The organism is Mesorhizobium sp. M7A.F.Ca.US.007.01.2.1 (assembly GCF_003998165.1).
Classification (GTDB): domain Bacteria; phylum Pseudomonadota; class Alphaproteobacteria; order Rhizobiales; family Rhizobiaceae; genus Mesorhizobium; species Mesorhizobium ciceri.
In genome coordinates this window covers 1-13,283 of sequence record NZ_RZQP01000177.1, presented here as the reverse complement: position 1 = coordinate 13,283, position 13,283 = coordinate 1, and the positions used below count along the sequence as shown (strand labels likewise).

12 protein-coding genes and 1 pseudogene are annotated in these 13,283 nt (G+C 62.9%); 1 reads left to right on the top strand and 12 read right to left on the bottom strand.

Going from position 1 to position 13,283, the window contains the following annotated elements; genetic code table 11:
- The 7 genes and pseudogenes from EN949_RS25490 to EN949_RS25460 all read right to left on the bottom strand — a co-directional run.
- A pseudogene (locus tag EN949_RS25490) lies at positions 1–557 on the bottom strand (hypothetical protein); the annotation flags it as partial.
- A complete protein-coding gene (locus EN949_RS25485) occupies positions 557–1,168 on the bottom strand; it encodes a hypothetical protein (protein WP_127366059.1) in 612 nt (203 codons plus the stop codon). The gene EN949_RS25485 and the pseudogene EN949_RS25490, both read right to left, overlap by 1 nt.
- Before the next feature lie 429 nt (positions 1,169–1,597).
- Positions 1,598–1,870 (bottom strand): hypothetical protein, encoded by a 273-nt coding sequence (locus EN949_RS25480; protein WP_127366058.1) that lies wholly within the window; start codon positions 1,868–1,870, stop codon positions 1,598–1,600.
- 12 nt (positions 1,871–1,882) lie between these two features.
- Positions 1,883–3,694, bottom strand: coding sequence for a hypothetical protein (locus EN949_RS36190; RefSeq protein WP_206532020.1), 1,812 nt, complete (start codon positions 3,692–3,694; stop codon positions 1,883–1,885).
- Positions 3,695–3,975: 281 nt separating this feature from the next.
- On the bottom strand, positions 3,976–4,965 hold the full coding sequence (locus EN949_RS25470) for a hypothetical protein (protein ID WP_027052511.1): 990 nt from the start codon (positions 4,963–4,965) through the stop codon (positions 3,976–3,978).
- 184 nt (positions 4,966–5,149) lie between these two features.
- Entirely contained in the window at positions 5,150–6,061 is a 912-nt protein-coding gene (locus EN949_RS25465; protein ID WP_127366057.1) for a hypothetical protein, read from the bottom strand.
- A gap of 203 nt (positions 6,062–6,264) precedes the next feature.
- Positions 6,265–6,834: a hypothetical protein gene (locus EN949_RS25460; RefSeq protein ID WP_127366056.1), complete on the bottom strand. Its 570-nt coding sequence runs from the start codon at positions 6,832–6,834 to the stop codon at positions 6,265–6,267.
- 255 nt (positions 6,835–7,089) lie between these two features.
- Between EN949_RS25460 and EN949_RS25455 the strand changes: the two genes are divergently transcribed.
- Entirely contained in the window at positions 7,090–7,404 is a 315-nt protein-coding gene (locus tag EN949_RS25455; RefSeq protein WP_127322619.1) for a YMGG-like glycine zipper-containing protein, read from the top strand.
- 275 nt (positions 7,405–7,679) lie between these two features.
- On the opposite strand, the gene EN949_RS25450 is transcribed toward EN949_RS25455, so the two are convergent.
- The 5 genes from EN949_RS25450 to EN949_RS25425 all read right to left on the bottom strand — a co-directional run bounded on the left by EN949_RS25450 (position 7,680) and on the right by EN949_RS25425 (position 13,058).
- Entirely contained in the window at positions 7,680–7,994 is a 315-nt protein-coding gene (locus EN949_RS25450; protein WP_127366055.1) for a hypothetical protein, read from the bottom strand.
- Positions 7,984–8,301 carry a hypothetical protein gene (locus tag EN949_RS25445; RefSeq protein WP_127366054.1) on the bottom strand — a complete coding sequence of 106 codons (318 nt, stop codon included), beginning with the start codon at positions 8,299–8,301 and terminating at the stop codon, positions 7,984–7,986. Before EN949_RS25445 ends, EN949_RS25450 begins: the two co-directional genes overlap by 11 nt.
- The gene (locus tag EN949_RS35950) at positions 8,298–10,568 is read right to left on the bottom strand and encodes an HNH endonuclease (RefSeq protein ID WP_164755001.1); all 2,271 of its coding nucleotides are present in this window, start codon (positions 10,566–10,568) and stop codon (positions 8,298–8,300) included. Before EN949_RS35950 ends, EN949_RS25445 begins: the two co-directional genes overlap by 4 nt.
- 418 nt (positions 10,569–10,986) lie before the next feature.
- A complete protein-coding gene (locus EN949_RS25430; protein ID WP_127366053.1) occupies positions 10,987–11,307 on the bottom strand; it encodes a hypothetical protein in 321 nt (106 codons plus the stop codon).
- Complete coding sequence (locus EN949_RS25425) at positions 11,304–13,058, bottom strand: portal protein (RefSeq protein ID WP_127370791.1); 1,755 nt, start codon at positions 13,056–13,058, stop codon at positions 11,304–11,306. The genes EN949_RS25430 and EN949_RS25425 overlap by 4 nt, the downstream gene beginning before the upstream one ends.
- Between the last annotated feature and the right edge of the window lie 225 nt (positions 13,059–13,283).

The following is a 13,283-nucleotide window of genomic DNA, read 5'->3' as shown; positions in this document are numbered from 1 at the left end:
GTGCCGGAAGGGGTCGTGTTGCTGGTCATCCGCGGCGTCAGATGCCCGGTATCGGACGGCGTCAGCGTTGTCGCTGTGTCATTGACCGGGTCGTAGGGACCGTCGAGGAATTCGAAATCCGTCAGAGCCCACGCCGTATGCGCGCTGCGCGTCAGCACCTTGGGCGGATGGTCCCGGTGAGTGATCCACATCTGGTCGGCTGATTGCACATAGGCGAGCTCGAACAGGTCCGCCTCGAGATAGGGCGAGGCGACCTCCACCGCGCCGACGCGCGCGCCATAGGCATGGACGCGGATGTACCGGTCGCCGAATTCGAGCGCATAGGCTTGATCGGCCGAGAAGATGAACGGGATCAGCCGCGTCGTCTTCGCGGAAATCTTCACCTCGCCGGCAAAATAGGTGCCGCCGCGCTTGCGGATGCCGCCATGCGGCAGGGTGATGAAGTTCTCGCATTTGGCCAGCGCCGCCCGATAGAAGTCGAGCGAGGCGCGTGCATGCAGGCGCGGCGAGATTTCGCCGCGGGTGAAGACGTCCTGGATCGGGTACAGCGTCGTCATCAGCGCGCAATCCTGTTATTGCCGGGCCTGCTGTCGCCGCGCTGGCTGGACCAGGACGCGGTGTAGAGCCGGCCGCCGCGCTGGACGGCGTTGGCGCTCAGCGCCGCCTCCAGCGCCCGGTCATAGGCAGAGCGGGCAATGTCGATCATGCCCGATTTGTGGGTCAGCGGATGTGCGACCTTGATGGCAAGCGCCGCCACCAGAACCTCGGTGAACAGCGCGTCCCAGTCATTGGGATCGGTGAGGTTGGCGACGTAACGGATGGTCAGCGGGCCGGACCGGTCGGAATAGATCAGCCCCGCCTCCTGGCGCCACGAAATCGGCGCGCCGTCCGGCTCGCCATTGTGGGTCAGCGGCAGCGGCCGCAGGCAGTCGGCCGGCAGTTCGAAGGCAAAGGTCAAGCCGCAATCGCTGCCGGTGTCCGCCCCGGCAACCGTGGCGCGCAGGATCGCGAACACCCAGGCGCATTTGGTGAGCTCTGCTTCCCGTGCGAGGTCGAAATGCAGGTTCAGCAAGCGCGCTGCCTTGACGTCCTGGTCGAGGCTGTCGATCGGTGCCTCGTCGAGCACGGCCAGCGCCATGTTGGCGATATCGAGCGGGGTGATGGCCATGGGTCAGCGCCTCGTCCATGTGGGTCGGGTCATGATTTTCTCCGGACATAAAAAAAGCCGCTGCGAAGCGGCTGGGGGTTTGGATGGCGATATTCAGAGATCGTGCTCTACGACCCCCTCCGATCTCCCTTCGTGGGGTTGAAGAGTGGTCCGCGTAGCGGACGGAATGCCAACTGCTTGGCTTTCCGAATGACGAAAGCCGGCAGGACGGAGGGGGAGCGAAGAAATATTGTCAGAACGAGGAATTACGGCGGCAGCGCACTATTTCCAAGTCTCACTCCGGACATGCTATCGACAAAACGCGCGAGATCTCCGGCATCTCACTGTTATTCGTCATTCCAACCCTTAAAATATCGGACGAAATCCACTAATCGAGCAATTCGAAAGATGGAACACCAGACACCTCCGGCTCTAGATAGCAATACATTTTCATGACTTACTGATCTCGGGAAAATCGAAATTTAAACTAGGTGCCGATCCATGCAAATTTTCCACTATGTCTTTATACTTATTGCCAACAACTTCCACAACTTCGAAATATTGAAATCCCATTAGCCTTCCAATGATTTTTTTGAGGACATCGAACTCTTCTTTGCTCCTTGATTCTCTTCTATCGAGCAAGAATTCATTCAAAGACTTAGAGACGTCGAGAATTAATTGTACAATAGCCTCTGCGTCATCTCTGCGGAGATTGTCTACCATTTAATTCGTCCTTCAATGCCCATAATTTTCCATACACCTGGCCATACAATAGTGAAATGGTGTTCCGTCGTACGTGCCGGTGGGCAGTGTGGCGTTGGTGCAAAAGTCGATACACAAATTCCTTGCGACTGACTTTGATATACCAGCTACCTCGACGGAAGGATAGATGTTCTCATTTTGTTTATAAATTACGGACGCGACTTGGGTCTGCTGGTTCTCCAACGCCTCAGAACGTTGCCCGCTCCCCGAATTCGGTTCGGACGCATCTGTTGATGCATCTAGTGTACCTGCTCCCGTGTCGGTCGCATGGTGCAGCAGTTCACGGATATCTAATGTGTTGGTCGGATCGGCCGAGAATGAATTTGGCAAGGGTTGGATGATCTCAAAATCCAACTGTTCTTGAGCAGCAATAGAACGGGCAATTGCGACTTGATAGGCAGCCGGCTCGTTGCCGTCCGGGCTCTTTGCCGCCCTCCACGCGGCGTCGACATTGGGGAAGACCTCGCGGACGTAGCCAGCAGGGTCCGCCCGCCTCATGTCCAGGGTCTTGAGCGCAGCGGCAGCCGTAACCCGATACCGTGTCTCCTCTTCGTTGGAGCTGACCGGCCCAGGCTCTGCATCGCGCAGCGCTGCGTGGATTGCCTGGTTGGGCATCGTCCGCATGCCAAAGGCTTGGCGGCCGACATCAATTTGTCGGCTGAAATCCTGGAAGCGCTTCCCGCCCTCCTCAGTGCCATAAACGGCGGTGAAGTCCGCGGGGCCAGGCACGCTGCCGGAATAGCTGCCCGTATTGGCGATTGCGTCCGGAGCGTTTTGCGAAGCGAGGGCGATGTTGGTGCGCGCCTCGATCAGTTGGGCCGTGGTCGCGGCATGTGCCTGGTTGATCAGCCGCTGAACATCATCTGGAGATAGGTCCGCGAGTCGGTCGGTTGCGGGCTTGATTGCCATTGGATCAGGCGCCGGAGCAATGTCCCCGAACGCCTGCGCCACTCGCTCGTCTGGCGTGAGCGTGCCAACGTGATCGCCTTTCGCGGCAGCTGCATTCGAGCTGCCCGAAACGTGGATCCAGGTGACCGGCTGAACGCCGGAGGCTTCGCTCCCCGAAGACTCTCCCGACGTCCCGACGCCAAACATCTCCAGCGCGCGTTTCGGATCCTTGGCGATCAACGCCTCGAAGTGTGTCTTGGCCGCAGTGCCGAACCAGTCCTTGACCTTCTGCTGTCTGATCCCGGGGTCGAGCCCCATCTTGTCGGTCAGGTCGAGTCCTTCTTGGCGGGCTGCTTCGAAGGTGACAGGATCGTCGGGATCGGCGTTGCCGATGGCGATGGCGGTGGTCTTGAGCGCCGTGTCGACCTGCGCCTGCTCGTAGTCCTTGCGCTGCTGGAGCTGCCGCACCGCCATGCGCCGCGCGCCAACCGCGCGCATCGCCTCCTTCTGCCTGGCGAAATTGATGCGCTGGCTCTCGGGCATGCCAGGCAAGGCACCATCGAACAGCGTGTCGAACAGGCCCGCTTCGACCACCCGGCCGTTGTACGGATCGACTTGGCCGTACATCGCCTCATGCAGGCCGCTGCCGTCGGCCGGGGCGTTGGCCGTCACCTCGTCTTCGGCTTGTGCGATCTGCGTGTCGAACCGCCGGCGCGCCAGTTCGGCGTCGAAGGCCTCCTGCTGGTCCTTCATCTGCTGGTAGCGCCCGGCGATAGCCGAGAACTGGTCGCCAAGACCCTGCATGGCGCCGCCGATCGGCGATCCCCCGGGATATTGCGGCGCGCTGCCGGTATCGAGCCGGCGCTGGGCGATGGAGAGGGGGATGATGTGTACCATGGCTGTTTCCTGCTCACGAAGCGCTGAGGGCTGAACCGCCGAGATCGCCGACCGCTTCGGCACCGTGCCGGCAATGGCGCTCGAGGCCGATGCCTTCGTCGGATCCGGATTTTGGAGAGGCCGCCCAACGAGTGTGTTGCCCACGCATTGATTCAGCGGGCCAATCCTGTGCCGACGACGGATTCCGGCTCTGTTTGTCATGCCAGGGTCGGGACAAGGCCGGCGTTGCGTTCAGAAAAAGAAGCGGGAGCTCGTCGCTCCCGCCCCTCGCCTCTGCGCGATCAGGCCTCGGTCGTCTTCAGCGCGATGAACGTCATGTTCTTGACGCTCGATGCCGTGCGGTCCCAGTTCGCCGCCAGCGCCAGCTCCGCATCGGTGGCGAATTCGCCGGCCGAGGAGGCGTCGAGGAAGCGGGTGCCGGGCACATGTGGGACGAAGTGCCGGCGGCCAACCATTTCGGTGACGCCGCCGCCATGGCCCTGGCGCGGCTTGCGGTCGAACTCCAGTGGGCCGCCTTCCGTGTTCACCGGAAGTTCGTTCCACAGGATCGCCTTGTCCTTGAACATGAAGGCGGTGTAGACGCCCGCCGTCACCGGGATATCGTCGTCGACGACGGCCCGCAGCCCCATATAGTAGGGGATCAGCGGTCCGCCCTGCTCGGAAGACGGCACATAGTCGATGAGGTCGGCGAGCTTCAGCGCCTTCATCTGCTTGGAGTGCATCCAGATCGTCTTGAACTTGTCCGCGCGGTCGCCCATCAGATAGGCGGCCTCGATGATGTCGGTGTCGACGATGGAGGCGCCGGTGGTGCGCACCAGATCGCCGCCGTCATTGGCGATGTTGTCGGCGACGACGCCTTTCAGGATGCCGAGCAGGGTCAGCTTGTTGGCGCGCTGCCAGTACTCGGTCTGCCGCTTGACGATCAGCTTTTGCGGATCGTCGCCCGCCAGGATCGAGGTCAGGTCCGGAACGCCCCACGCCTGGGCGCGGACATTGCGGGCGGCGACCTCGCGGCGCGAACCGATCTTCTTCATCTCGATGGAATCGGCCGGATCGTCATTGACCGGCTCGGACGGGTCGTTGCCGAGATCCTTCCAGCCAGGCATGTCGACCGAGCGTCCGCCCATCGACAGCTTTGACGAGATAGCCGGGTCGGAAAACAGGATTCCGGCCTGGTAGATTTCGAGCGACTGCACATGTTCCTCGAAAGCATATTGTGCATAGACGGATGGAACGATCGCGTCCGCGATACGGGTATAGGCGTCTGCCATTTTTCTCTTCCTTCAGGTTTGGGTTGGCGGCGGGTGCCCCTCGCCCAGCCTCCGCCTCGCTCGGCTGACCTCTCCCCGGGGGGAGAGGAGACTTGCGACGTCGGCGCGCCTCTTCTCCCCGGCGGGGAGAAGGTGGACGCGAAGCGGCCGGATGAGGGGGCGTTTCAGTGCGGCTGATCGATCGTCAGCGCGGGTTGTTGGGCATCCAGCGGTCGGGATTTTCTCCCGCCTCGCGAGCCAGCCGCCGGGCGCGGGCGGGGTCGCTTTTGACGAGGGCTGAAATGTCAGTCAGGTTGCGTTCGCCGGCGGCATTGCGCTTGAACGGATTGGCTCCGCTGAAAGAAGCACCGCCGTCGATCGTGTCTTCCCGGAACATCGCCTCGCCGATCGCCTGGAACGCCCTGGCGATCTGCGGATCGGTCAGCGCCCCGTCCGGCAGAAGGATGCCCTTCGCCTTGTAGGCATCGACCAGACCGAGCTTCTTCATCGCCCGGTTGGCGACCTCCAGTCTCTGGCGAAAGCCGTCGCTGTCGGTCGGTCCCCAGTCCCTGACAAGCTCGTCATGGGTGGCTTCCACCGAGCGGGCCAGCGCGATCTCCTGATGCTTGGCCTGCTCGGCCATGTAGCCGACGAACCTGTCGTGATAGGCCTGCGCGGTCCTCGGCGAGGCACCCGCCTCGACCGCCCAGGCCTTGGACGCCTGAGCGAGCTCGTCCGAATAGGCGAAGTTCTCCGGCAGCCCTTCCGGCCTGAGGTATTCGACCTTTTCGGACGAGGTGACCGGACGCATGGTCTCGGGCAGTCGGGCATGAAACCGCTCCCAGTCTTCCCGAGGCGCGTCCGGGGCGGGAACGCGCAGGCTCTCACCCTGCTGCCGCTCCAGTTCCGCATAGGATGTGAAAACCCGATCGAGGCTTTCAGGCTTGGTCCAGCCCTTGGTTTCAGCGAGCTTGCGGTTGCCTTCGGAAAGACCGTCAAACCAACTTTTGCCGCCAGGCGCGGCGGACCCGTTATCCGCGCCTGCCGGTGACTGTGCCGGGTTGCCCGCCGGCAGCGCACGCGCCGCCACGGACCCGGCGTCTGCCAGATCTGTCATGTGATGTTCCTTTGTTGAGAGTTAGAAATGGGCCGGCGGCAGGTATCTCCCCCCTCGAGGGGGAGATGGCCGGCAGGCCAGAGGGGGTCGCCGCGCGTAGAGCGCCGACTTCGTCTGTCTCGAAATAGGGAGTCGCGTCCGGTCGAACCGACCCCCTCTGTCGCCTTCGGCGACATCTCCCCCTCAAGGAGGGAGATTAGCGGCTAATTATCCCCCCAGTTTTCCCAAAGCAGCGTGATCGTGCCCGTCACGGCAATCGTCCCGTCGGCGTCGATATCCGTCCCGGTGGCGAACGCCAGGTTGAGATAGAGGTCGACCGGCGTCGTCGTGCCATCCAGCGTCGCGGCGGCGGCGATGTCGGCCGCCGAGGCGGTCGACAGCGCGGCGCCGACACCGTCGAGCGTGCGCGCGGTCGAGGCCAGCACGTTGACCATCGTCGAGGCCAGCGTCGCGCCCGATGCAGCCGCCGAACCCAGAGACCAGGTCAGCGCCGCATTGTCGTTGATGGTCGTCGCGCGGGTGCCGAGCACAGCGAACTGCAGCCGCGCCGTGCCGCCCTTGATGCGCACCTTGCCCTCAGTGAAGTCGAAGATCTTCTGGGCGGCATAGGCCAGCGCGTCGGTGACCGGCACCTGCATGCCGGCGAAGGTGAACACGGTGCGGTACGCTCCGCCCTGCCCTGTGGTGACGCCTTTCAGGCCGGGCCTGGGCGGGGCAAGGCCGGCCTCGCGGGCGGCGGCACGGGCAAGCGTCCGGGGAAGACCTCGGGTCATGGCATTTCTCCATTTTTCAGTGGCAATTCTGGCAGCTCGACCCATCAAGCCCCAGCGGGGCGAGCCGTCGAAGGCTGAATCATTTTGACAAGGAGCACCGCTAGCGCCTTGTTCGAAAGAGATGTTTTCGGCCGCCGGTCTATCAACGCCCGAGAAACCATGTCTTATATCGTGAGGCCTCGTGCCCCCGTTCCGCCGCAATGCGACCGCACGTGGCCAGCCATAGGGATTTCAGGCCTTCAAGGGAGACCGCATATGAACTTTCACAAAGCCATCGCCGCCGTGCTGATGACCGCAGCACTGGCAGGCTGCGCACAGACCGAAGGCCAGCAGCGGGCCGGAACCGGCGCGCTGATCGGCGGCGCCGGCGGCGCCCTCGTCGGCCAGGCCATCGGCGGCAACACCGAAAGCACGCTCATCGGCGCCGGCGCCGGCGCCCTGCTCGGCGCGGTCGTCGGCAGCTCCACCACGCCGCAACGCCGCGGCGAACAGATGTGCCGCTACCAGGACCGCCGCGGCAACATCTACACCGCGCCCTGCGACGACCGGTATTATAACGGCGATTATTGATCATTTGGACCTTCTCCCCGTTGAACGGGGAGAAGGTCCCGGCAGGGGGATGAGGGGCAGCGCGATGTTCTGAGATGCTGGTGCTACCCTTACATTCGGAGCAGTTCGACGCTATCGTTTAGCACTCACGAGGGGGCGACGATGCGAATTACTGTCCAGTGCACTATTTTCCATGTTGCAGTCCGGTGGTTCAAGCCAGCTAGGTGATGCGGCCGATAAAAGGGTGAACTGCAGGCAGGACAAAGGGCGCAATCACCGCAATTCCAATCAAACGTTCAACTTTTGAAATTCTCGTCCACGAACATCTCGGCAAATCTCTCGGGCGGGAGGGTCGTGCCGTTGACGCGAGCGATTTCGACATTCCTCACCCACATATCCCGGATTGCTGCCGGCATTCCCTCGGGCATGTGCATGGACTGGGCGACTGCGTCATGCCACCGTCCATCGCCACCAAACAGAGATTGCAGTTTGGGGGCCATTCTTTTCAAGCCCTCTTCCGACTCTTGAGAAAGTTCTCCGATCGCCCAGAGCACATAAACATCCAGCAGTCTAAGCAGCGGCTGCCCGTCATAACGTGGGTTAGTCGACATTTAATTTCTCACGCAGCATGGGTGGCATAATAAATAACGCGTTCGCAGATAGCGGAACGCTTGGCTTTTCTTTCTGCGATGCAACCAAAGCCTCGGTAATCTCGATCGCAAGGTTGATTTCGAGAAAGTATGCCAGGCCCTCTTTAGCTGCCTCGGCTGGTACCAACACCCCATCCTGCTGAGGCAAAACCATTGCGTCTGAATCCTCTGTCCAAGGCTCCGCCGCGTAGATTGTGGGCTCCGCTGCGTAGACCGGGTCCTCCTCGTCAAATTCCGACAACCGTCCAACGATATCCAGCAACTTCATTTTTTTCCCCATAGGGAAAATCCTCCTCGGCCATTCGGATGCAGTGTCTTCTGGAAGATAGTCCCTCCATCATGTTGAGATCTAGGGACGAGTTGCATCACACTGGGTTCGTCTGCGTGGTGCCAGCTGAAGCCGAGAGGTGCAGCGCGGGGGGCTAGCCCCGTCGGCGTTCGCTGAAGATTGAGACCCTGGTTCAGCAAATCCTGAGCGAAAGCAATTTCTCCTTCCATCGTTTGCAATAGGGATTCGTTTGCAGCTTGGACGTGTACTGGGCGCAACGAGCCAGGATACAAGCTCGGGTCCAATCGCATTTCATGCATCACACTATAGAACTGACCTGTGGGTGCCCGAATTGCTCCGGTGCCCGCTTCCGAGGCAAGCTCGGAACCGCTCTTGTTGGCAATGAGCCGTTCGGCACGCCCCGCCGCGATGGCACTCGTCGGGTCAACTGCCCGCGTGATCCCTTTCTCGGCGACAGCAGCTCGACCAGCACCGGGCCACGGTATCGACCAACCCAAAGCATCATATCCCTGATGCATCATCAGGTTCTCGACACGGTTTGACGGATCGTAGTAGGCACCCGTGAAATCGGGAGAGCTGAGCGTTGCCTGGGTATTGCCGTCGGCAGCCATGGTAACAACCTTGGCCGCGAATTCGGCTGCGCCTATCCCCGCATTGGCAACCGTCTTGCCAAGGGCTTTCAACTGCGATTCAACCACCGAACGTGTCGAAGGGGCTTTGTACCCGGACGCATCCGGAATGATCCAGCCCAGACCGGCATCGGCCAGTTGCCGGGCGACACTTGCTCGAGCGACGGGGCCGGACGTTCCCGCGAGCAGCCCGCTTACCCTCGCGTTTATCTCCTGCTGGTACGCACTCGGGCTGTCGTAATTATCTGAGAGATCACGAATAATGGCCCGCGGAACGGGCTGGGGGTTCTCAATACCCAATTGTTCCTGCCCGGCGACAGACATGGCTATCGCTTTGTCATAGGCGTCCTTGTCATAGCCGTTTGGATCCTCAAGCCCGCCACCGATCACAGCCTTCCAGGCCCCACCGACATTGGAAAACACTTCGCTGACATAGCCTCCGCCATCGGCTCGTCTGTGATTCATCACCAGCCCAACCGCCGCAGCGGTCGCCTCACGGCGCGTCTGGTCTTCCTGCGAACCATTCCGCCCGGAATCGGCATCGCGAAGGGCGGCATGAATTGCCTGGTTTGGCATGGTGCGCATGCCGAAAACCTGACGACCGACATCGGCTCGCCAGTCAAAGTCCCGGAAGTGCTGGTCGCCCTCATCGAGCCCATAGGCGATCCTAAAGGCGTCCCGGCCAGGCATCTTGCCGGAATAGGCGCCGGTGCTTGCGATGGCGTCCGGTGCGTTCTGCTCGGCGAGACCGATGTCGGTGCGAAGCTCAACCTGCTGAGCAGCATGAGCCACTTCAGCCTGTCGGGTCAGCGCTGCCTGTTCCGGTTGCGGAAGGTCGTCTCGGAAAGCCTGCGCCAGGATTTCATCCGGCGTCTGCCTGCCGACGCGGTCGCCTTTCCCGGAGACCGGCATCCCGACACCAAACATCTCCAGCGCGCGCTTCGGGTCCTTGGCGATCAACGCCTCGAACCGCACCTTGGCCGCGGTGCCGAACCAGTCCTTCACCTTCTGCTGCCTGATCCCTGGGTCGAGCCCCATCTTGTCGATTAGGTCGAGCCCGCCCTGGCGGGCCGCTTCGAAGGTGATGGTGTCGTCGGGGTTGGCATTGCCGATCGCGATGGCGCTGGTCTTGAGCGCCGTGTCGACCTCGGTCTGCTCGTAGTCCTGACGCTGCTGAAGCTGCCGCTGCGCCATGCGCCGCGCGCCAACCCCGCGCATCGCTTCCTTCTGCCTGGCGAAACCGGCGCGCTGGCTCTCCGGGATGCCAGGCAAGGCATCGTCGAACAGCGTGTCGAACAGGCCTGTCTTGACCACCCGGCCGTCGCGCGGATCGACCTGGCCATACATGGCCTCATGCAGGCCGGGGCCGTCGGGCGGCGCATTCGCCGCCACCTCATCTTCGGCTTGCGCGATCCGGCTGGTGAACCGGCGACGCGCAAGCTCGGCGTCGAACGCCTCCTGCTGGTCCTTCATCTGCTGGTAGCGCTCGGCGACAGCGGAAAACTGGTCGCCAAGACCCTGCATGGCGCCGCCGATCGGCGATCCCTGCGGGTATTGCACCGCATTGCCGATATCGAGCCGGCGCTGGGCAATGGAGAGAGGGATGATGCTGACCATTGGCTGTTTCCTGCCCAACTGGCTTTGAACAAAAGGGCGCGCGGCGCTGGCGATCACGGCGCGGCCGGGTCGCACGCTGGCTGTCGCGTTCGCGGGGTTCTGTCGGATCGACTTTTCTGGAAAATCCTGGAGCAGCGGTGCTGCCTGGGTGGGTCAGCCGACCAGAGGCGCCGGCGCCGAAACAGCCAATCTCCCCCCTCGTGGGGGAGATGTCCGGCAGGACAGAGGGGGGGCGCCGTAGAGCGCCTACCTCTGTCGTCGTCGAATTGCCCATACCTTTGCCGCCAAGCTTGAGCGGCCGCTTGTGATTTGATTGTCGTGCGATGAACGCGGCAAGGTCAGCGGGAAAGCGCCCCCCTCTGTCCTGCCGGACATCTCCCCCACGAGGGGGGAGATTGGCAGCTTCACCGACGGCGCCCTACCCCTCCGCCCGTGCCGCCTTCTCCAGCGCTGCAAGCTGCGCGTCATCGAGCGTCAGGAACCCCATGATGTGCTGCACCACCTCGGCGCGCGCATTGCTCAAGGCGCTGTGTAGCTCAAACCCGTTCGGCGTCCTGGTGCGCGCCATCCATTCGCCATAGGACGGACGCCGGTAATAACCGGTCGTCGCCGCGAGGTCGGCGAGCACCATCTCGCCGTCCTCGCCGGAAAACACCCGGAGATACGCCTTGGCCAGCGCGTCCCGCGCCCTGGCAGGACTGCCGGCCTGGCCGGAATAAGCGAAGCGTTTCCGGCTCATGCGCCGTTACCCGCCGGGCCGACGGGCTGACCGCTTTGACCACCGCTGCCCAGCATGTCTTCCAACCCGTCGAGCAAGCCGCTGTCGCGCGCCTGCACCGCCGCCGGAACCGCATCCCTGGCGGCCTTGCCGGCGGTGGCGATCGCCGCCATGCCGGCCTGCGCCTGGCTTGCCTTGGCGCGCGCATCGCGCAACTCGTCCACCTCCTCCTTGCGGCGAAAGATGCGCTGCGGGCTGCGGCCCGCGCTCTGCACGATCTTGATCGCCTCGTCGCTATCGATGTTGTCCATCACGCCTGGATCGAACTGCGCCATCTGCATGGCTGTCGTCACCACCTGGATGGTGTCGCGTGCCTCGGCCGAACGGCGCAGCACGTCGAGCGGGCCGGTGAAGGTCGGCCGCACCGCCTTGCCGGCCAGGCTTTCCGGCGGTACGAAGCGGCTGCCCTCGTCATAGAGCCCCTTGTCCTCCAGAATACCGAGCTCGCGATCGAGATTGCTGGCGAAACCGGCCTGGATGATCGAGCCGGACGGCCCGAGCAGCGCGCCCTTTTCCTCTTGCCTGATCAGCGCTTCGGTTGCCGTCATCTGCGGGTTCTGCACCAGCGTCTGGAACAGGTTGACAAACATCATGTCGCGGATCTCGTCGGCGCGGCTCTGCGCGTAGTTGAAGGCATAGGTCGGGTTCTGCCCGGTCGAGATCGGCGCGATCAGCGGCCTGCCATTGTCGTCGATCAGCCCGGGATAATTCTCGCCGGGGTTGAGCACCGGCACATAGTCGAGCCGGGCCTTCGAGGCGGTCGCCGGATCGGTGATCTGCTGCAGCGCGCGAAGCCCCGAGCGGCGCACCGCGTTCTCCTCGCGCACCGTCGTCAGCGCCTCGATAGCAGGCGAAATGCCATAGGGGTCGCCCTCGTAGCGGCGCCAGTTGAAGGTCGACACCGGAAACGTGCGGAACCCGCTTTCCCGCACGATCTCCTCCTCGTCCTCGATGACATGGTAGGAGGCGAAGGCCGTGTCGAGATACTGGTACTGGCCGCCCAGCCGATACATCTTGCGTTCGTCGCGCGGCTCGATGCACTGGATCAGCGAGATTTTCGTCTCGCATTTGGCCGGATCGTCGACCAGAACCTTGATGCGCACCGGCAGTCTGTCATAGCCGAGCAACTGCGCCGCCTGCCGCGCCGTGCGCTCGTAGCGGCGATGGAAAATGTCGACCTGACCCCAGCGGTTGCGGCTCAGATACCCTTCGACCACGGGGATCGAGGCATAGCGGATCAGCGTCGCGCCGAACCCTTCCTCGGCATAGAGATAGGCCGGGCCATAGCGCACGACATTGCGCAGGCAGGCTTGGGTCGCCGGCACGAAATTCGAATTGGCGGAGTAGCGCAGCGCAAACAGGAAATCGCGCAGGGCCTCCGCCCATTCCTTTTCCTCATCGGTCTCCTCGTCGTTCATGGCGGCGGTCGACAGGCCATGCCATTTTTCCGATTGCGGGATGATCAGGCTTTCCAGCCCCGCGGCCAGCCGGTTGGCGGCCGAGTTGATGGTGTTGGCATAGACACGGGCGCCGCGCCGCTCCTGCCGCTCGGCCTGCGAGTCCGGGCCGCCGGTCCGGCGCCCGCTCCAGATATCGGGCGCATCCGGATCGCAGAACTCCGCCACCTGCTCCCACACAGCCTCATATTGGCTGCGCTCGCTCTCGAGCTCGGACTGGCGGGACAGGATATTGCGGGCGCGGGTGTCGGTCATGGGGGGTCTCGCTGGGGTATGAGATGAGGTTGATAAGGGCGCGCGGCGCCGAAGTTGCCAATCTCCCCACCTGAGGGGGAGATGGCCGGCAGGCCAGAGGGGGGCGCCGTAGAGCGCCGACTTTTGCGTTAAGCTGCCTTTCCAGGGATGGACGCAAGTATCGGCTGCGTCGGCGGGCCAGCGCCCCCCTCTGCCCTGCCGGGCATCTCCCCCACACGGGAGGAG